This is a genomic window from Kribbella aluminosa (assembly GCF_017876295.1).
GTDB lineage: Bacteria > Actinomycetota > Actinomycetes > Propionibacteriales > Kribbellaceae > Kribbella > Kribbella aluminosa.
Genome location: NZ_JAGINT010000001.1, coordinates 2,128,708 through 2,147,998, shown reverse-complemented (window position 1 = coordinate 2,147,998; position 19,291 = coordinate 2,128,708). Strand labels below are relative to the sequence as shown.

Below are 19,291 nucleotides of genomic sequence, written 5' to 3'. Positions count from 1 at the left end.
GACGGCGGCTCCGCTCACCCCGCAGGCGCAGGATCTGCACGCGACGTGGGTGGGGGGTCGGGGTTGGCATCAGCTCTTCGGGGCTCGGATGATCAGGGCGTCGCCCTGGCCGCCGCCGCCGCACAGGGCGGCTGCGCCGATGCCGCCGCCGCGACGGCCGAGCTCCAGGGCGAGGTGCAGCACGAGCCGTGCGCCGGACATCCCGATCGGGTGCCCGAGGGCGATCGCGCCGCCGTTCACGTTGACCTTGTCCTCGCTGACCTGCAGCTCGCGCGCGGACGCGATCCCGACCGCCGCGAACGCCTCGTTGATCTCGATCAGGTCGAGGTCACCCGGCTGGATGCCTTCCTTCGAGCACGCCTTCGCGATCGCGTTCGCCGGCTGGCTCTGCAGCGTCGAGTCAGGCCCGGCGACCGAACCGTGCGCACCGATCTCGGCGATCCAGCTGAGCCCGAGCTCCTCGGCCTTCGCCTTGCTCATCACGACCACGGCACACCCGCCGTCGGAGATCTGCGACGCCGACCCGGCCGTGATCGTCCCGTCCTTGCCGAACGCCGGCCGCAGCTTCGCCAGCACCTCGACCGACGTGTCACCGCGAACACCCTCGTCGCTGTCCACCACGATCGGGTCGCCCTTGCGCTGCGGCACCTCGACCGGGACCACCTCGTCCGCGAACAGGCCGTTCTTCCAGGCCTCCGCGGCGCGCTGGTGCGACCGGGCGCTGAACTCGTCCTGCTCCTCGCGGCTCAGCTTCTGGCGCTCGTTGTTCGCCTGGTCCGTGAGCGCGCCCATGGCCTGGTCGGTGAACGCGTCCCACAACCCGTCGTACGCCATCGAGTCGACCAGCGTGGTGTCGCCGTACTTGAAGCCCTCGCGGGACTTCGGCAGCAGGTGCGGCGCGTTCGTCATCGACTCCATGCCGCCGGCCACGACGATCTCGTACTCGCCGGCCCGGATCAGCTGGTCGGCGAGCGCGATCGCGTTCAGCCCGGACAGGCAGACCTTGTTGATCGTGATGGCCGGCACGTCCATCGGAATACCGCCCTTGGCCGCGGCCTGGCGGGCGGTGATCTGACCGCCGCCGGCCTGCAGGACCTGGCCCATGATCACGTACTCGACCTGGTCCGCGGCGACGCCCGCCTTCCGCAGCGCGCCCTGGATCGCGAACCCGCCGAGGTCCGCGCCGGTGAAGCCCTTGAGGCCGCCCAGCAACCGCCCGATCGGGGTCCGTGCACCGGCGACGATGACGCTTGAGTTCCGCGTGTCAGACATGCTGTCACGATACCTGCGACGGCACTGGTACGCCGCTGGTCGAGCACGTCAGACGGGTCACACGGATCGTGTCGAGTGGGCCACTTTCGATGGCCTGCGACATCGCCGTACGCCAGGCTGGGTGGATGGATCAGCTGTTCGACGCGATCGACCACGTCGGCATCGCGGTGGCCGACTTCGACGAGGCCGTCCGGTACTACGCCGACGTGTTCGGCATGAGCGTGGCGCACGAGGAGATCAACGAGGAGCAGGGCGTCCGGGAGGCGATGCTCGCGGTCGGCGACTCCGGGTCGTCGATCCAGTTGCTGGCACCGCTGTCGGACGCGTCGCCGATCGCGAAGTTCCTCGACCAGCGCGGCGCCGGCATCCAGCAGCTCGCGTACCGGGTGCACGACCTGGACGCGGTCTCCGCCGTACTGCGGGAACGCGGTGCGCGGCTGCTGTACGACGAACCGAAGCGCGGTACGGCCGGGTCCCGGGTGAACTTCATCCACCCGAAGTCGGCCGGCGGGGTCCTGGTCGAACTCGTGGAGCCATCGACCTCGCACACCGGGTGACGGCACGCTGGACAACTGCTGCTTGTCGGTGCGGCGGACTACTCTGTTCGGGTGCTGAAGGACAGCGCCACCGACTCCTTGCACGGTGCGCCGGCCGGGTTCGAGCACGATGCCTTCGTCCATGCCTCGGACGCGGTCTTCGTGCAGCGCGCGGCTGCGTTCTTGACCGAGGGTCCGGCGGCGGGGGAAACCATCGTGGCCGTGCTGCCACCGAAGCGGATCGCCGTACTGCGCGAGGCCCTCGGTGCGGAACAGCACGCGGTCCGTTTTATCGATATGACCGTTGCCGGCGGCAACCCTGCACGGCTGATCCCGTTCTGGCGGGACGTGCTCGAGCAGCATCCCGGTCCGGTGCGTGGGCTCAGCGAGGCGGCGTACCCGGGCCGGAGCGCGGCGGAGTACGACGAGGTGCTGCTGCACGAGGCGCTGTCCGACATCGCTTTCGCAACCGACCGCTCGTTCCGGCTGTACTGCGCTTACGAGGCGTCGGTCGGGATCGATCCGACGGCAACCCATGCGGGCGGCACTGTGCTGACCGTTGATGGCCTTGCGGAGAAGGCGTTCCGGACGCCGCTGGACGACGTACCGAACCGGGCCGAGCGGTGGGAGTTCGGGCCGGACGAGCTCGGCCAGGTTCGGCAGTGGCTGAGCGGTCAGGCGGCTTCGCACGGGGTGTCGCGGGACCGGCTCGACGACCTGGCGCTGGCGTTGCACGAGATCTGCACGAACAGCATCCGGTTCGGCGGCGGGCGCGGGACGCTCGCCGTGTGGATCGCGGACGGCGCGCTGATCTGCGACATCACGGACCACGGGCGGATCGACGCCCTGCTGGTCGGACGGGTGCTGCCGCCGCTCGACGGGCTCGGCGGACGCGGCGTCTGGCTGGCCAACCAGTTGTGCGACCTGGCGCAGTTGCGGTCGGGCGACGACTGGACCCAGGTACGGCTGCACACCCGGTTGCGGTGATAGGACCACTGACAACGGTGGACTCATGGAGTGACGGTCGTCTCACCCGGGGTCCGCTGTGTTACACGGCACAGCCAGGGGCGCATACTCAGCGGTAGGTTCACCGCTCACCAGACCCCCGCTGCAGGAGGTACTTTCGTGAAGCAGATCCTCGAAGCGATCCTCTCCGGCGACAACGCGGCCGTCGGCGGGCTCGACGTACCGGACCATTACCGCGGGATCACCGTGCACGCCGACGAGGCGTCGATGTTCGACGGGATGGACACCAAGGAGAAGGATCCGCGGAAGAGCCTGCATCTCGACGACGTACCGACGCCGGAGCTCGGGCCGGGTGAGGCGCTGGTCGCGGTGATGGCGAGCGCGATCAACTACAACACGGTCTGGACGTCGATCTTCGAGCCGGTGTCGACGTTCTCCTTTCTGAAGCGGTACGGGAAGCTGTCGCCGCTGACCGCCCGGCACGACCTGCCGTACCACGTGGTCGGCTCGGACCTCGCGGGCGTCGTACTGCGGACCGGGCCTGGCGTGAACGCCTGGAAGCCCGGCGACGAGGTGGTCGCGCACTGCCTGTCGGTCGAGCTGGAGTCGCCGGACGGGCACAACGACACGATGCTCGACTCCGAGCAGCGGATCTGGGGATTCGAGACGAACTTCGGCGGGCTCGCGGAGCTCGCGCTGGTCAAGTCGAACCAGCTGATGCCGAAGCCGGCGCACCTCACCTGGGAGGAGGCGGCGTCGCCCGGGCTGGTGAACAGTACGGCGTACCGGCAGCTCGTCTCGTCGAACGGCGCCGACATGAAACAGGGCGACGTGGTGCTGATCTGGGGAGCGTCCGGCGGTCTCGGTTCGTACGCGACCCAGTTCGCGCTGAACGGCGGGGCCATCCCGGTGTGTGTGGTGTCGTCGCCGGAGAAGGCGGAGATCTGCCGCGCGATGGGTGCCTCGCTGATCATCGACCGGTCCGCGGAGGGGTACAGGTTCTGGAAGGACGAGCACACCCAGGACCAGAAGGAGTGGAAGCGGTTCGGCGCCCGGATTCGCGCGCTGACCGGCGGGGACGACCCGGACATCGTGTTCGAGCATCCGGGGCGGGAGACGTTCGGGGCGTCGGTGTACGTCGCCCGGCGCGGCGGGACGATCGTGACCTGTGCGTCGACGTCGGGGTTCATGCACGAGTACGACAACCGGTACCTGTGGATGAACCTGAAACGGATCATCGGCTCTCATTTCGCCAACTACCGCGAGGCGTGGGAGGCCAACCGGCTGATCGCCCGCGGCATGGTGCACCCGACGGTCAGCAAGGTCTACCCGCTGGAGGAGACCGCCCAGGCGGCGTACGACGTGCACCGCAATCTGCACCAGGGCAAGGTCGGCGTCCTCACCCTCGCCCCCACCGAAGGCCTCGGCGTCCGGGACCCCGAACTCCGCGCCCGGCACCTGGACCAGATCAATCGCTTCCGCGACAGGTAGGGCATGTTTCCCGATCGCTCGCCGTCGCGAGCAGGTGCTCGGTGCGGTGCATCGGCGTGCTCTGGGGGCGTTTAGGCGTTTGAACGGGTTTCTGACAGGCTTATCGTGGGGAGTTCACGCTGAGCCGCCAGAAGGGAACCTCGGGAATGCCTGACGAGTCGAGCCTGCCGTTCTTCGACCGAACGGCGACCGCGGCCGGGGGCTTCCCGGTCAGTCGCCGTGGGTACGACAAGCAGGCCGTGGACGATTACGTCCGCGCACTGGAGATGCAACTCGCCGAGGCGCGGCATCGAGCCGACGGCCTGCAGCAGAGCGTGGCGCCGCTGCAGCACCAGCTCGAGGAGACCCGCCGGCAGCTCGAGGCCAGCGCGAACCCGTCGTACGCCGGACTCGGCGACCGGGCCGCGCAGATCCTCCGGCTCGCCCAGGACCAGGCGTCCGAGGCGCTCGAGGAGGCCAAGCGCGAGGCCGACGAGCTGCGCGCGAACGCGGCCAAGGAGGCAGCCGCCGCGCGGGCGACCGGCGACCGCGAGGCCGAGGACATCCGCACGGTCGCGCTGAACGAGGCGGACAGCATGCGGCGTACCGCCGAGGGCGACGCGGCCGAGCTGCGCCGTACGGCGGAGACCGAGGCCGCCGAGGTACTGCAGGCGGCCCGCCGAAAGGCCGAGCAGCTGCAGCTGACGGCCGAGTCGCAGTCGAGCACGCTGAAGAACGGGGCGCTGCACGAGGCGGAGAAGATCCGTACCGCGATCCAGCGTGAGTCGGCGGCGCTGCGCGCGCGGCTGGCGGACGAGCGAGAGCAGCAGGCCAAGGAGCTGGCCGACAAGCACCAGCAGATCGCGGCCGACACCGACAGCCTGACCACCCAGATGAAGGAGGCCGCCGAGGCGTCCGAGCGCCGGGTGGCCGAGGCGACCGAGCAGGCCCGCAAGATCCGCGCCGAGGCGGAGGAGTCGGCCGAGCGTACGCTCTCCCGGGCCCGCCGCGAGGCCGAGCAGCTGCTGACCACGGCCCGGACGCGTTCCGATGCCGAGCTGGCGAACGCGTCGGACGAGGCGGAGCGTTCGCGGACCGTCGTCGCCCGCGAGACCGAGCGGCTGGCGAAGCGGCGGGACGGGATCCTGACCCAGATCGCCGGGTTGAACGAGATCGCCAGCAACATCGCGCGACAGGCGGCCGAGCTGGACTCCGAGACGTCCGCGGCGCCGTACGTGAACCCGTTCACCCGCCCGGCCGAGTCCCCGCGGACCGCCGCGGCCGGCGCGCCGGGGACGGGGGTCGGCAGCCCGTTCGCTCCGGAGAAGTCGGGCGAGACCTCCGCGCCGTTCGGCGCCGAGAGCGCGTTCGGCGCCGAGAGCACGGGGAGCACCTCGCCGACTTCGGGTGGGGCGTCCGCGCCGTTCGGCGCCGAGAGTGCGTTCGGTGCCGAGGGCGCGAAGGGTACGGGGACTGCTTCGCCGGCTGCTGGCAGCGGTTCGACGGGATCCGCGGTGAGCGGGCCGACGGGATCCGCGGTGAGCGGGCCTGCCGGAGGCGCGACGAGCGGCTCGGCGACGAGCGGCTCGGCGGTCGGTGGCTCGGCGGTCGGTGGCTCGGCCGCCGGTCGGGCGGCTGGTTCGGTGGCTGGGGGTTCGGGTTCGTACCCGGCGGCGACCGAGGCGGACAACCCGTTCCCGGGTGCGACGCCTGGCGGTACGTCGTCGTACGACGAGGGTCCGTTCACCGGTGCGAGCCCGTTCGTCGGGACCGGTGCCGGGGACGCGCGGGTCGACGAGACCCGGATCGAGACCGGCCTGCGAGTCGACGCGAAGGACGCCGGCAACCTCGCCGGCAGGACCAGCAAAACCGCCGGCGGCCCAACCACCACCGGCGCAGGCACCGGAAGCAGCGCGGGCATCGGGACAGGTGCAGGTACTACAGCGGGCTCCGCTGGATCCGCCGCCGGGTCCGGCGCGTCTGGCAGTTCGGCGAGCTCGGGTAGCGCCGTCGGTTCGGCCGGCTCGGGTAGCGCCGTCGGTTCGGCCGGCTCGGGTAGCGCCGTCGGTTCGGCCGGCTCGGGTCGCGGGAGTTCCGTTGACGAGGAGCCGAAGGAGTCCACCATGGTGGATCAGTTTCGGCTGAGTGACCGGGCGAACGAGGACACTCAGGTGCAGGCGCGGCCGTCCGCCTCGGCGAAGTCCGGAGGTAAAGCCGCCGCCGACGGCAAGACCGATGCGGCCGGCTCGAGCGCGCGATCCCCGAAGGACAAGATGTGACGCCGCCCGGCGACGACACCTCGACAGCGACCACCGACGCGGACCTCGCGGAAGCCACTCGCGAAGCACGGTCCGCGGCCGCCAAGGCCGAAGCCGCCGCCGGCAGAAGTGAACGAGCAGCAACCGACGCGGACACCTCCGCCGACGAGGCCGACGACTCGGCCGACGACGCGAAGACCTCGGCCACCGCAGCGAACGGCGCCGCCGGCAAGGCGCGGGAATCCGCGAGCGAGGCCGACGGCTCGGCACACAGCGCGGAGGCCGCCGCGGTACATGCCGGCGTCGCGGCCGACCGGGCCGACGAGGATCTCGACATCGCGGACGAACTCCTGATCCAAGAGCGGCACCCGTCCGAGGGGATGGGGCAGCCGGGTCCGCCGATCCGGCGCGGCAACCCGTTCACGTTCGGGTTCTTCGCGGCGCTCGGCGTACTCGTCGCCTGGGGCCTGTGGAACTCCCTCGGCCAGGCACGCTCGGTACTGATCCTGCTGCTGGTCTCGATCTTCATCGCGGTCGGCCTGAACCCGCTCGTCGAATGGTTCATGCGCCGTGGTCTCAAGCGCGGACTGTCGGTCGCCGTGGTGTTCCTGCTGATGATCCTCGCGGTCGTCGGCGTCGGCTTCGCGATCGTCCCGGTCGTCACCGACCAGATCAACAGCCTGATCAATAACGCGCCGGGCTATCTGGATCTGCTCGCGAAGTCCAAGACGCTGACGAACCTGAACAACAAGTACCACTTCATCCAGAAGGCCCAGGAGTACATCCAGGACCCGGCGCTCGCCCAGCGCGCGTTCGGCGGCATCCTCGGTGTCGGCAAAGTGGTCGCGGGCGCGCTGTTCAATACGTTCACGATCCTGGTGCTGACGCTGTACTTCCTGGCGTCGCTCCCGTCGGTCAAGCGGGCGGTGTACAGCCTGGTCCCCCGTACCCGTCGCCGGCGCGTCTCGATCCTCGGCGACGAGGTGCTCGGCAGGGTCGGCGGGTACGTCAGCGGGCAGTTCATGGTGGCGCTGTGCGCGGGCGTCACGATGTTCGTCTTCCTGGAGATCATCGGGCTGCGCCAGTACGCCGTGGCGCTGGCGATCGTGGTGATGTTCTGCGACTTCATCCCGATGGTCGGCGGTTTCATCGGCGTCGCCTCCGTCGCCCTGATCGGCTTCACCGGCGGCCTCTGGACCGGCATCGCCTGCCTGATCTACGGCATCGTCTACCAGCAGATCGAGAACTACGTGGTGGCCCCGCGCATCATGCGCCGCGCGGTCGACATCCCCGGCGCCGTCACCGTCATCGCCGCCCTCCTCGGCGGCGCCCTCCTCGGCGTAGTAGGCGCCCTCCTCGCCATCCCGTCCGCCGCCGCCATCCTCCTCATCATCCGAGAGGTCTGGGTCCGCAAAGCCGACGCTTCGTAGCGCACAGAACGACCATCTGGGGAGGATTACCCGCCGGTTCCTCCTGGTCTGGGAGCCATGTCAGGGGTTAGCCCCTGAGATGGTTCCTTCGCCCCTGGCATGCAGTGGGCGAAGGAGCCATGTCAGAGGTTAACCCCTTGGATTGCTCGCGATTCGCGCCGACCTGGGCGGCTGACGCGGGCCGACCTCCACGGATTCGAGGTAACCGGTGACGTCGAGGATCTAACCGGTGACGTCGAGGATGAAGTGTTGGGCGGGGGTTAGGCGGTTGTAGGTGTTTACGCGGAGGTAGGTCTGCTGGTCCAGTTGCTGGGGTAGGTGGCGGTGGGTGAAGTAGGAGTGGAGGGCTCGGCGCGGAGATTGGGTGTGGTTCTGGGTGCCGCCGTGCCAGAGGTGGCTGTTGAAGATGACGACCGTGCCCGCGGGGGCGGTCAGCTGGATTTCGTCGGGGTGTGGGGCGGCGGGGTCGGGCATTTCGTCGGCGGGCATGGTGCCGCGGCGGTGGGAGCCGGGGACCACTCGGGTGGCGCCGTTCTCGGGGGTGAAGTCGTCGAGGAGCCAGATGGAGTTGCAGACCTGGTAGGCGCCGGGTTCGACGGGGTGGCCGAAGTCGGTGTGGAGGGCCTGGTGGCCCTGGCCGGATAGGGCTGCGCGGCTGTTGAGGGACGACAGGCGGAACTCGCCGAGCACGTGGTGCATCGCGGCCAGCACCCGCGGATGGCTGAAGCAGACCTCGAACATCGGGTCCTTGTTCACCAGGTCCGCCAGCCGGTCCGTGCCCTTCTCCTGGTGTACTTCGAGGCCGGCCCGGTCTCCCTCGGCCGCGGTCAGTTCGGCGAGGCGTTTGACGATCGCGGACACTTCCTCCGCCGACAGGATCCCCTCCAGCGGAAGGAACCCGTCGCGGTCCAGCTGTTCCTTCTCGGCCGGCGTCAGTACGTCGTCGGTCACGCCGAGCTCGCGCAACGCGGTCTGCATATCCATCGAGCTGTCCCTTCCCAAGATGCACGGATCGATGCCAGCATCGATCCGACCCAGCAGAGAAACAATGCAGAAGACGACAGGGCTTATGCACAAATCGCCACGACTCCTCGGCGCCGGCGTCCACACCGCCGCCGCGGGCAAGGACTACCCGTCGCACGCCCACACGTCCTGGGAACTCGTGTACTACGTTCGCGGCCGCATCACCTGCCCTGTCGGCGACGAGACGTACGACGCCACGCCCGGCACCGTCCTGCTCACCCCACCGAACACCTGGCACGCCGAACAGAGCCGCACCGGTTACGCGAACCGCTTCCTCCAGGTAGATGCTGCAAGCAACCACCCGTGGCCGCGCCGGTGCTACGACGACACCGACCACACCCTGCGCCGGGTGTTCGACGCGCTCGTCCGCGAGACCGACAGCGACGAGCTGCGCGCGATCCTGCTGACCGAGCTCGACATCCGCCTCCGCCGCGCCGCCGCCCCACCACCGACGCCCGCCGAACAGCTCGTCGCCCAAGCTGAGCAACTGTTCGAGGAACGCTTCGCCATCGGGCTGCGGATCGCCGACGTCGCCAGAGACCTCGGCATCTCCACGTCGGGGCTGCGCGCCGCGTTCGCCCGCCTGCGCAACACCAGCCCGCAGGCGGCTCTCCAGGCCGTACGCCTCCGCCACGCACTCGCCCACATCCGCAACTCGACGCTCCCCCTGCAGGCCGTCGCCGACCTGACCGGCTACCACTCGGTCAGCCACCTCTCCCGCCACGTCAAGTCCGCGACCGGCTCCGCCCCCGGCGCCCTGCGCACCACGGAAGCCCACCCCTGACCAGCCGCACTACGAACGCTCTCCCTGACCAGTCGCACTACGGAAGCTCGCCCCTGACCAGCGACCCGATCCATGCGTCCCGCCGGGATCCTGTCCATTGGTCGATGAGGCCAGCGGTACCGTGTCATCCCACGTACGCCGAGGAGGTTCGACCGGATGGCCTACTTCGAACGGGTCGGCGATGCCGCGTACCGCGCGACCGAGGAGGTCGGTGGGGCGTGGGACACCGCGACCCAGCACATCGCGCCTGCGCTCGGGCTGCTGGTGCATGTGGTCGAGCGGGATCGGGACGCGCGGCGTACGGACGGGATCGTGGTCGGGCGGTTGTCGTACGACATTCTCGGGACGATCCCGATCGAGGTGGTGGACGTGCGGGTGCGGGTCGTCCGGCCCGGGCGGACCGTGGAGCTGGTGGAGGCGGCGCTCAGCCACGGCGGGCGGGACGCGGTCCTGCTGCGGGCGTGGTTGCTGCGGCCCGGTGATACCGCGGCTTTGCGGGGTACGGCGTACCCGAAGATCACGCCCGCGGAGGACATGGCGCCGTGGGATCCGTCGTCGGTGTGGCCGGGTGGGTTCATCGAGTCGGCCGACGTACGGCGGGAGCAGGTGGAGCCGGGGCGGGCCGCGTTCTGGGTCCGTACGGCGGTGCGCCTGATCGACGAGGAGGACGTCAGCCCGCTCGCCCGCGCCGCCGGGCTGTTCGACATCGCGAACGGGATGACGGTACGGGCGGACCCGAAGGAGGTGGCGTTCCCGAACGTCGACCTCACGGCACACCTGTTCGCCGAACCGCGCGGCGACTGGGTCGGCTTCGACACCACCGTCACGTTCGGACCCACCGGCATCGGCCTGACAAGCAGCGTCCTCCACGACACCCACGGCCCGATCGGCACCCTCGCCCAGATCCTCACGCTCCGCACTTGAACGCCGCGGGAGCCACGGCTACGGGCCTGCCAGTTTGCTGACTTCGGGGGTTGGGCTGGTGTGGAAGGCGCAGGCCCGGGGGTAGCCGGCCAGGCAGCCGCGGGTGGTCATCAGGGCTGTGTAGTAGTCGATGTAGCGGAAGCCGTAGGTCTCGCCGCGGGCGAAGGCCTGGTGGCGGATGGCGGAGACCCAGCGGTAGAAGGCCTCGTCGGAGATCGGGACGTACCGGGTGGGCGTGAAGCCCTCCATGTCCTCCCAGTTCTCGGCGTGCATGAAGGTACGGACGCCGTGCCGCGGCAGCTCGGCCACGCGGGCCGCCAGTTCGGCGTACGGCGTCAGCGCCTTGAAGTCCTCGTCCGACTCGATCGGGAGGCCGGCCAGGAAGCGGGCGCGTTCGGCCACCTGGGCGGTGTGCTCGTGGTCGCTGTGGATCGAGTGCTTCCAGTGCGTGATGATCGTGTCCGGCTGCTTCTCCCGGATGATCCGGGCCAGCTCCAGCGCCACGTCGTCGGTGGCCGGCAGGAACCCGTCGCTGTGGTCGAGCACCTGGAAGTCCGCGCCGATCGCCGCCGCGAACGCGGACCCCTCCGCGATCTTCTGCTTCCGGTAGTCGGCCGGCGTCATCCGCGGGTGGCCGCGCTCGCCGGGGGTGAGCGCGACGATGGTCGCCGACGCGCCCTCCAGTACGAGCTTCGCGAGCGTCGGACCGGCGGTCAGATCCATGTCGCCGATGTGTCCGCCGATCGCCAGCACCGAGCGGGTTGCATTGCTGGTCATAGGACGCTCCTCATTTCAGGCCACTGAGTACGACGCCACGCACGTAGTACTTCTGGAACAGCAGGAACACGACCAGCACCGGCAGCGTGCTGATCACCAGCCCGGCCATCACGATCGGCATCGTGCGGTCCGGGTCGAGGAAGCTCTGCAGCAGCTGGATCCCGACCGGCAACGTCTGCAACGAGGGGTCGGACGACGAGATCAGCAGCGTCCAGATGTACTCGTTCCAGGTGCCGATGAACGTGATCAGCCCGAGCGTGATCGCCACCGGCTTGGTCTGCGGCAGCACGATCAGCCGCCAGGTCTGCCACTGGTTCGCGCCGTCGATCTTGGCCGCCTCGAGCATCTCGTCCGGCAGCGACACCATGAACTGCCGCATCAGGAAAATACCGAAACCACTGACCGTGAACGGCAGGATCAGCGCCACCAGGCTGGTGGTCAGCCCGCCGTCGCCGCCGCGCCCGAGGATGTCGTTGCCACCGGCGAGCGGCCAGTTGAGCATGATCAGGAACGTCGGGATCAGCAGCAGGAACGGCGGCAGCATCATCGTCGCGAGGATGAACCGGAAGATCACCGCGCGCCCACGGAACCGCAGCTTGGCCAGCGCGTACCCCGCCATCGACGAGGTCACCAGCACCGACACCGTCACGGAAACCGTCACGATCACGCTGTTCCGGAACAGCCGCGGCAGCTCCAGCTGCGAGAACGCCTCCCGGTAGTTGTCCAGGTTGAACGACGACGGCAGCAGCTTGTACGGGATCACGCCGTACTCGCCCGCGCCCTTGAACGAGCTCATCACCATGTCGAGGAACGGCATCACCATCGCCACCGCGCCGAGGATCACCACCAGGTACGCGACCCACGGGAACTTGCCACCACGTCGTCTCACGAGGTCTCCTCCCCGCGCCGCCGGGCGATCCACAGCTGCAGCAGCGTGATCGCCAGGATGATCACGAACAGCACCATCGCCATCGCGCTCGCCGTCCCCCAGGCGCCGTACTTGAACGCCCGCTGGTACATCTCGAACGCGGCCACGTTGGTCGCGTTCACCGGCCCGCCGTCCCCGGTCATCACGATGATCAGCGCGAACGACTGCAGCCCGCCGATGAACTGCGTGATCAGCACGAACAGCAACGCCGGCCGCAGCAACGGCAGTGTGATCGACCAGAACATGTGCCACGAGTTCGCGCCGTCCACCTCGGCCGCCTCGTAGTACATCTCCGGGATCGCCTTCAGCCCGGCGGTCAGGATCAGTACGGCGCCGCCGATCGACGCCCAGGCCTGGACGACGGTCACCGACGGCAGTGCGTACGACGCGTCGGACAGGAACCCGATGCTGTTCACGCCAAGCTTGTTGAGTACGCCGTTGATCATCCCGGCCGGCTGGTACATCATCTTCCACACGTTGCCGATGGCCACCACCGTGGCGACCACCGGGAGGAAGTACAGCACCCGCCAGAAGCCCTGGAACGACAGCCGGTCGATGCAGTAGGCAACGAGTACCGACCCGAACGTGGCCAGGAACACCGACCCGAACGCGAACAGCAGTGTGTTCACCAGGATCGGCTTCACGAAGGTGCCGTTGAAGCTCAGCACGTCGCGGAAGTTCGCCGCACCCGCCCACTTCAGCGTGCCGAGGTCGAAGCCGCCCCAGTCCGAGAACGCGAGGATGATCGCGAAGACGAACGGCAGGATCAGGAACACGCAGAAGAACAGCAGCGCCGGGGACAGGAACAGGTAAGCCGCCCGCCCCTCGCGCTGCAGCCTGCCGAGCCGCCGGGCCGGCGCCGCCGCCGTGCGACTGTCGCCGACCCGGGAGACCGCGGTCGTCATTGCGGCTTGACCGCCTTCGCCGCCTGCGCCAGCGCGTCGTCGGGGTTCTTGCCGTCGGCAAGCACTCCCATGATCGCGTTGTGCAGCGCCGTCTTCGCCTCGTAGGCCCCGGGCTGGTTCGGCTCGGCCATCGCGTACGTCGCCGCCTCGTAGATCGGCGCCAGGTTCGGGTCGGACAGCGACTTCTTGTACTCCTCCTGGTCCGCGGTCCGCGGCGGGATCAGGCCCTGGTCGGCCAGCCACTTGCCGGTCTCGGTGACCTTGCCGTCCGGCGTCTTGTGCTCGTTCATCCAGGTGAGGAACTTCCACGCCTCGTCGGCGTGCTTGCTGCGCTGGTTCACGCCCATGAAGAACCCGTACGCCAGCGATCCCTTGCTGCCCGGCGTCGGGCCGGGGATCGCGGCGACGCCGACGTCGGAGTACTTGTCCTTCATCTGGTTCTTCAGGCTGCCGATCCACCAGCCGGCCTGGATCGCCATCGCGACGCCGCCGCTGCGGAACTGCTTGGTCGGCATGATCGACGGGTTGGTCGCCTTCGCGGCCGCCAGGTCCGCCTCGAACTTCAGCGCCGCCTTGCCCGCGGCGTCGTCGAACTGCGCCGTACCGTCGGGAGCGAGGAACTTGCCGCCGGCGGAGTCGAGCAGCGACAGGAACGGGTGCACCGACTTGTTGTCGCCGTCCTGGATCAGGCTCAGGCCCTCGACCTGGATGTTGCCGTTGGCATCACGCTTCACGGTCTTCTTGGCGGCGTCCGCGAGCTCCGCCCAGGTCGACGGCGGCTTGCTGATCCCGGCCGCCGCGAGGATCTTCTTGTTGTAGAACAGCACGTAGGTGTTCAGCTCGGTCGGGTACCCGAGCAGCGTGCCGCCGGTGGTGACCGCGCCGAGCGCCGCCGGGCTGTACTCCGCCTTGATCTTGGTCGCGATGTCGTCCGGCACCTTGGCCACGACGTTCGCCTTCATCAGCTGGCCGCCCCACAGGCCGTACGCGCTGACGATGTCCGCGCCGCGGCCGCCGGTCTGCCGGACCGTCATCGTGGTCAGCAGGTCGTCGAACTTGACCACCTGCGACTTCACCTGGATCTTCGGGTTCTCCTTGTTCCACTCCTGGATCATCTTGTCCAGGCCTTCCTTGGACGGGCCGTCGCTGTAGTGGCTCAGCAGCGTCAGCTCGACCTTGCCGCCGGAGCCCCCGGAGCCACTGCCCCCGCCGCACGCGGCAGCGCCGGTGGCCAGCAGGCCCAGCGCGACAGCGAGCCGCAAACCCTTGGCAATCCTCATGATCATTCCTTCTCGCCGGCCGGGTGCAACGGCGCCCGGAGGATGGTGAACGTGCGCGTGATGTCGAACCCCGTTTTCAAGTACAGCTGCCCGGCGGCGGACTTCTCGCCGGTCCACAGGAACCAGGCGCTGTGCGCGCCGGCGGCGACCATCCGCTCCAGCGTCAGGTGCAGCAGCACCTTGCCGAGCCCGGTACCGCGAGACGCCGGCAGTACGCCGAACGGCCCGAAGCGGTCGATCACGCCTTCGTACGTCCCGTGCATCGCCCAGCCGAGGATCTCCCGGTCAGGGTTGCGTGCGACGACGATCCGATCCAGTGGCAGTCCGGCGACGACGCCCTCGCGGATCGCGCGCCCCCAGTCCGGGTTGAACTCCGTGCCGGCGATCGCGATCAGCGCGGTCAGCTCGTCGTCGGACGGTGTACCGAAGCTGTAGCCCTCGGCGGTCAGCGCGTCGATCCGCTTGCGGACCTCGTCCGGTACGGCGTACCCGACGAGGCTGCGGTCCATCGCGACCGCGTCGTACCCGCGCTGGAATCCCAGCGCGGCGAGCAGCCCGGCGGCCGCCGGGTAGCGAGCCGCGTCGAGGCCGGGGAGGAAGTAGTTGGGCGTGTACGACGAGAAGAAGACCTCGGTCCGCCCGTGGGACCGCAGCCAGTCGGTTGCCGCGGTCAACAACTCGCGGCCGAGCCCCTGCCCCCGATGGTCGGGATGCACGAAGAAGAACGGGATCCAGCCGGACGCCGGCTCCAGGTCGTCGGCGTCGACCGCGATCAGCCGGCGGACGGCGTACGCGGCGCCGACGATCTGATCATTGATCACCGCCACCTGGAGACCGGCCGCGTCGAAGTTCCGGTCGAGCAGGAACAGGTCGCGAAGCCGCTGGTACGAGATCGGGTCGGCCGGCGCCGCGGCGGTCCACGCGGCAGCGATCGCCGGTCCGTCGCCGACCTGGAAGGCACGGATCATCGGGCATCCTCTTCATAAAGCAGTACGCCGGGACGCACCCACCCGGCAGGTGTGGTTGCCGCGGGCAAAAGGTCGAGCGGGTCGTCGCCCGCCTCCAGCGCCTTCCGCAGCGAGTCCGACCCCCACAGCTTGTCCAGCGACGGCAGCAGCGCGAAGTCGTCCGGGTACAACTCTCTCAGCACCCGCAGCATCTCCAGCGCGGTCCGCACCGGCTCGAACGTGTCCCGATCCACCAGGTGCAGCTGTACGCCGGACACCGCCTGGCCCGCGTACTTGCTGAACACCGGCTCGAACCAGGTCCGCCGGAAGACCACCCCTGGCAGGCCGAGTTCGCGGAGTGCCGGCGCGAACCGGTCGTCGACGTACGGCGCCCCGATCGTCTCGAACGGTCGCGTCGTACCGCGGCCCTCGCTGAGGTTCGTACCCTCGAACAGGCCGGTGCCCGGGTACACCAGCGCGGTGTCCGGGGTCGGCATGTTCGGGGAGGGCGGGACCCAGGGCTCGACACCGCGGGCCCCGATCCAGCTGCGGCGCGTCCAGCCCTCCAGCTCGACCACGCTCGCCGTACCCAGCTGCAGCGCCAGCTCGCCGACGGTCAGCCCGTGCCGCAACGGGATCGGCGCCCGTCCGACGAAGCTCTCGAACCCGGGCTGCAGCGTCGGCCCCTCGACCCGTACGCCGCCGAGCGGGTTCGGCCGGTCCAGCACGACGAACGGCAGGCCGAGCCGCGCGGCCGCCTGCTGGCAGTCGTACATCGTCCAGACGTAGGTGTAGAACCGCGTCCCGATGTCCTGGATGTCGAACAGCAGTACGTCGACGCCCGAGAAGAGGTCGTCGAGCTCGCGGCCCTTCCGCCGGTACGTGTCGAAGACCGGCAGCCCGGTGTCCGGGTCGACGCCTTCACCCTCGCTGGCGCCCGCTTGCGCCGTACCCCGGAGTCCGTGCTCGGGACCGAACAACGCCGTCAACGGCAACCCGGCCGCACGCAACCCGACCGAGGTCGGCGTGAGGTCCGGCAGTACACCGGTGAAGTTCGTGATCAGTCCCAGGCGCCCGTCGGGCACCAACCCCGGGTCCTCGGCCAGACGCTGTGCGCCGGTCCGGACCACCATCGCTACCACCAACCCAGATCATGGATCCTGCAGGAACTGAGTTGAAAACTTACCGACGATCGCAGTCGAAGGTCAATAGATTACGGACAACCGTTTGCCAAGGTCAATCGATGAACGGCGTCAGGGCGGCGAGGAAGTCGTCGAGGCGTTCGGCGTGGACCCAGTGGCCGGCCTCCGGGATCTCGGCGTACTGGACGTGCGGGAAGTACGACGCGATCGTCGCGCGGTGGTCGTGCTGGACGTAGTCGGATTTGCCGCCGTAGATGAACAGGGTCGGGCCGTCGTACACCAGCCCCGTGGCAGCTGAAGGCCAGCCGGAGATCTGCGGGAGGCCGGCCTCGATGACCGGCAGGTTCGGGCGCCAGCGGGCGCCGTCGGCGTCCAGGATCAGGTTCTGCAGCAGGAACGCCCGGGTGCCGGGCGTCGGGACGGCGTCCACCAGCTGGGCATCGACCTCGGCGCGCCGGGTCACCGACGACAGGTCGGCGTTCCGCATCGCGCGGGCGTACTCGACGAAGGCCGGCGGGTACGCGACCGGCGCAGCGTCCACCACCACGAGCCGCTCGACCACCGCCGGGTGCTGCAGCGCGGTCAGCATCGCGGTCTTACCGCCCATCGAGTGCCCGACCAGCGCGACCGGCCCGACGCCGAGCGACTCGATCGTCTCCCGGACGTCGTCGGCCATCTCCGGATAGCTCATCGTCGCGACGTGCGGCGAGCTGCCGTGGTTGCGCAGGTCGAACGCGAACACCCGGTGCCGGTCCGCGAGCCGGCGGGCCGCGGTCATCCAGTTCCGCCCCGAGCCGAACAGCCCGTGCATCACCACGACCGGCGTACCCGTTTCGCCGTACGACGTGACCGGAAGCTTCATCGCCTACCTTTCACCGACTGCGCTGCCAGCACGCGGTGTGCCAGTGGCGCCGCTCGTCGAGCGACTGCGCACCGCCCAGCGCGCCGAGCAGGCTGGGGTTGTCCGGCCACACCACGACGTGCGGGGTGGCCGGCGGGATCTGCTGGTCACAGCCCGGACAGCGGTACGACTTCGCCGACGCGGACCCCGAGACCCGCCGGACATTCCACTCGCCGTCCGTCTTGGTCTCCCGCGACTGGGTACCGCCGAGCAGCGGCCGGTCACCGACCGGCCGCTGCCACTTCGAAGGCTTTCTGCGCGACATAGCCCCTCAAGGCTAGTCGGTCAGGTTCAAGCCCTGGCGACCGCGTACGCCGCGCAGCCGATCAGCTCCATCGAGACCTGGAGGCGCTCCAGGCTGACGTTCTTCGCGATCGTGTCCTCGGGCGAGTGGTACGGCGGTTCGAGGAACGACGGGGCCAGCTCGCCGCGCCAGGAGAAGTTCGCGGACGCGATCCCGACCTCCTGGAACGACTGGTGGTCCGAGGCACCCCGCTGCACCGGTCCGACCAGTTGTGCGTCGTACCCGAGCCGCTGGCCGGCCGCGCGGACCGAGTCCGTCGCGGTGTTACCGAGCCCGGTGAACGACAGCAGCCAGTACGTGACGGCCGGGTCCCAGCTGGTCGCGACCATGTCGTTCTGGAACACCGCGCGGTACCGGTCGCGCTGGTCATGGGCGAGCTGCGCGACGTGGTACCGCGAGCCGATCAGGCCCTGCTCCTCCGAACCCCAGAGCGCGAACCGGAGCGTCGCGTTGGTCGGGATCCGGCTGAACACCCGCGCCAGCTCCATCGTCAGCACGGTGCCCGAGCCGTCGTCGTTCGCCCCCGGAGCGCCCGGAACCGTGTCGTAGTGGCCGCTGACCATCACGATCGGGCCGTTGGACTTCCCGCGACGTTCGCCGATCACGTTGTTGGAGATCAGGCCGCGGTGTGCCGCCGTACTGATCTTCAACGGCAGCGAGGTGACGACGGCGAGGGCCTCGCGGATCAGGCGTTTCTGCACCTGGGCGACACCGATCACCGGGATCGGCGCGTCGGTCAGACCGCTCGGCGAGAACGCCGACGCGCGCCGCGGGTACACCTGGTCGGCCGGCAACAGGATCACGCCGACCGCACCGCGCGCCGCGGCCTCCGTGACGAACGCGGGCCGCGCCGCCGCGCTGTCGTCCGCGATCACGATCGACCCGGCCACCTCAGCAGGCCACGCCGGCGCGGTCGCCGGCCCGACATCCCGCACCGGTCCTTGGACGGTCACGTCGAGCTTCCCGCCCGGCGCGGCCCCGGCCTGCCAGCAGATGTCGTCCGGCAGCATTCCGCGTACGTCGGTGATCTGCGCGAGGAACTTGTCCGCGACCGGGAACGGCTCGAGCCGGGTCCGGTAGCCGAACTTGTCGAGCTGGCTCGCGATGTAGTCGGCGGCGCGCTTCTCGCTCGGCGTACCGCCGATGCGTGGCCCGATCCGCTCGGAGAGCATCTGCAGATGCTGCAACGCGCGGTCGGAGGACAGACCGGAGACGATCTCCCGGTCGTACCTGTCCAGCTTCGGCCGGGTCACCGCGCCCGGCCGTAGGTCGTCGACGCCCCAGGCGGGCGCGGCGGTCAGTGCCGAGGCTGCGGTAACGCCGGCTACGGCGCCGAGCAGGCCCCGGCGACTGAGGCCCTGGCTGGGACCGGATCTGTCGGTCATGAAGGTCTCCCTGTCGGTGGGCGGCCCCGAGAAGACCAGACCGTAACTGAGACCCGGCT

General features: G+C 69.5%; 18 protein-coding genes. 7 read left to right on the top strand and 11 right to left on the bottom strand.

Annotated elements, in window-relative coordinates; all coding sequences use genetic code 11:
- Positions 1–69 precede the first annotated feature (69 nt).
- On the bottom strand, positions 70–1,272 hold the full coding sequence (locus JOF29_RS10475; protein ID WP_209694011.1) for an acetyl-CoA C-acetyltransferase: 1,203 nt from the start codon (positions 1,270–1,272) through the stop codon (positions 70–72).
- Positions 1,273–1,397: 125 nt separating this feature from the next.
- Between JOF29_RS10475 and mce the strand changes: the two genes are divergently transcribed.
- The 5 genes from mce (at position 1,398) to JOF29_RS10450 (ending at position 7,932) form a co-directional block, all read left to right on the top strand.
- Positions 1,398–1,829 (top strand): methylmalonyl-CoA epimerase, encoded by a 432-nt coding sequence (mce, locus tag JOF29_RS10470; RefSeq protein WP_209694010.1) that lies wholly within the window; start codon positions 1,398–1,400, stop codon positions 1,827–1,829.
- Between the two features lie 51 nt (positions 1,830–1,880).
- On the top strand, positions 1,881–2,795 hold the full coding sequence (locus JOF29_RS10465) for an anti-sigma factor RsbA family regulatory protein (RefSeq protein WP_209694009.1): 915 nt from the start codon (positions 1,881–1,883) through the stop codon (positions 2,793–2,795).
- Positions 2,796–2,933: 138 nt separating this feature from the next.
- Entirely contained in the window at positions 2,934–4,265 is a 1,332-nt protein-coding gene (gene ccrA / locus JOF29_RS10460; RefSeq protein ID WP_209694008.1) for a crotonyl-CoA carboxylase/reductase, read from the top strand.
- A gap of 146 nt (positions 4,266–4,411) precedes the next feature.
- The gene (locus JOF29_RS42905) at positions 4,412–6,523 is read left to right on the top strand and encodes a hypothetical protein (protein ID WP_245357534.1); all 2,112 of its coding nucleotides are present in this window, start codon (positions 4,412–4,414) and stop codon (positions 6,521–6,523) included.
- Complete coding sequence (locus JOF29_RS10450; RefSeq protein WP_209694007.1) at positions 6,520–7,932, top strand: AI-2E family transporter; 1,413 nt, start codon at positions 6,520–6,522, stop codon at positions 7,930–7,932. Before JOF29_RS42905 ends, JOF29_RS10450 begins: the two co-directional genes overlap by 4 nt.
- A 222-nt stretch (positions 7,933–8,154) precedes the next feature.
- On the opposite strand, the gene JOF29_RS10445 is transcribed toward JOF29_RS10450, so the two are convergent.
- A complete protein-coding gene (locus JOF29_RS10445) occupies positions 8,155–8,916 on the bottom strand; it encodes a phytanoyl-CoA dioxygenase family protein (RefSeq protein ID WP_209694006.1) in 762 nt (253 codons plus the stop codon).
- Between the two features lie 64 nt (positions 8,917–8,980).
- Between JOF29_RS10445 and JOF29_RS10440 the strand changes: the two genes are divergently transcribed.
- Both JOF29_RS10440 and JOF29_RS10435 read left to right on the top strand, forming a co-directional pair.
- Positions 8,981–9,739: a helix-turn-helix transcriptional regulator gene (locus JOF29_RS10440; RefSeq protein WP_209694005.1), complete on the top strand. Its 759-nt coding sequence runs from the start codon at positions 8,981–8,983 to the stop codon at positions 9,737–9,739.
- A gap of 156 nt (positions 9,740–9,895) precedes the next feature.
- Positions 9,896–10,663 carry an acyl-CoA thioesterase domain-containing protein gene (locus JOF29_RS10435; protein WP_209694004.1) on the top strand — a complete coding sequence of 256 codons (768 nt, stop codon included), beginning with the start codon at positions 9,896–9,898 and terminating at the stop codon, positions 10,661–10,663.
- Between the two features lie 18 nt (positions 10,664–10,681).
- Here the strand turns inward: JOF29_RS10435 and JOF29_RS10430 are convergent, their stop codons facing one another.
- The 9 genes from JOF29_RS10430 to JOF29_RS10390 all read right to left on the bottom strand — a co-directional run bounded on the left by JOF29_RS10430 (position 10,682) and on the right by JOF29_RS10390 (position 19,232).
- Positions 10,682–11,440: a PIG-L deacetylase family protein gene (locus tag JOF29_RS10430; RefSeq protein WP_209694003.1), complete on the bottom strand. Its 759-nt coding sequence runs from the start codon at positions 11,438–11,440 to the stop codon at positions 10,682–10,684.
- A gap of 10 nt (positions 11,441–11,450) precedes the next feature.
- Positions 11,451–12,329: a carbohydrate ABC transporter permease gene (locus tag JOF29_RS10425; protein WP_209694002.1), complete on the bottom strand. Its 879-nt coding sequence runs from the start codon at positions 12,327–12,329 to the stop codon at positions 11,451–11,453.
- Entirely contained in the window at positions 12,326–13,273 is a 948-nt protein-coding gene (locus tag JOF29_RS10420) for a carbohydrate ABC transporter permease (RefSeq protein WP_209694001.1), read from the bottom strand. Before JOF29_RS10420 ends, JOF29_RS10425 begins: the two co-directional genes overlap by 4 nt.
- Positions 13,270–14,553, bottom strand: a complete 1,284-nt coding sequence (locus JOF29_RS10415) for an ABC transporter substrate-binding protein (RefSeq protein WP_209694000.1) — start codon at positions 14,551–14,553, stop codon at positions 13,270–13,272. The genes JOF29_RS10420 and JOF29_RS10415 overlap by 4 nt, the downstream gene beginning before the upstream one ends.
- 2 nt (positions 14,554–14,555) lie before the next feature.
- The gene (locus JOF29_RS10410; RefSeq protein WP_209693999.1) at positions 14,556–15,521 is read right to left on the bottom strand and encodes a GNAT family N-acetyltransferase; all 966 of its coding nucleotides are present in this window, start codon (positions 15,519–15,521) and stop codon (positions 14,556–14,558) included.
- Positions 15,518–16,633: an exo-beta-N-acetylmuramidase NamZ family protein gene (locus JOF29_RS10405; RefSeq protein WP_209693998.1), complete on the bottom strand. Its 1,116-nt coding sequence runs from the start codon at positions 16,631–16,633 to the stop codon at positions 15,518–15,520. Before JOF29_RS10405 ends, JOF29_RS10410 begins: the two co-directional genes overlap by 4 nt.
- 103 nt (positions 16,634–16,736) lie before the next feature.
- Positions 16,737–17,504 carry an alpha/beta fold hydrolase gene (locus JOF29_RS10400; protein WP_209693997.1) on the bottom strand — a complete coding sequence of 256 codons (768 nt, stop codon included), beginning with the start codon at positions 17,502–17,504 and terminating at the stop codon, positions 16,737–16,739.
- A 10-nt stretch (positions 17,505–17,514) separates the two neighbouring features.
- Positions 17,515–17,808, bottom strand: coding sequence for an Rv1322 family protein (locus JOF29_RS10395; RefSeq protein ID WP_209693996.1), 294 nt, complete (start codon positions 17,806–17,808; stop codon positions 17,515–17,517).
- 26 nt (positions 17,809–17,834) lie between these two features.
- Positions 17,835–19,232, bottom strand: a complete 1,398-nt coding sequence (locus JOF29_RS10390; RefSeq protein WP_209693995.1) for a M28 family metallopeptidase — start codon at positions 19,230–19,232, stop codon at positions 17,835–17,837.
- Between the last annotated feature and the right edge of the window lie 59 nt (positions 19,233–19,291).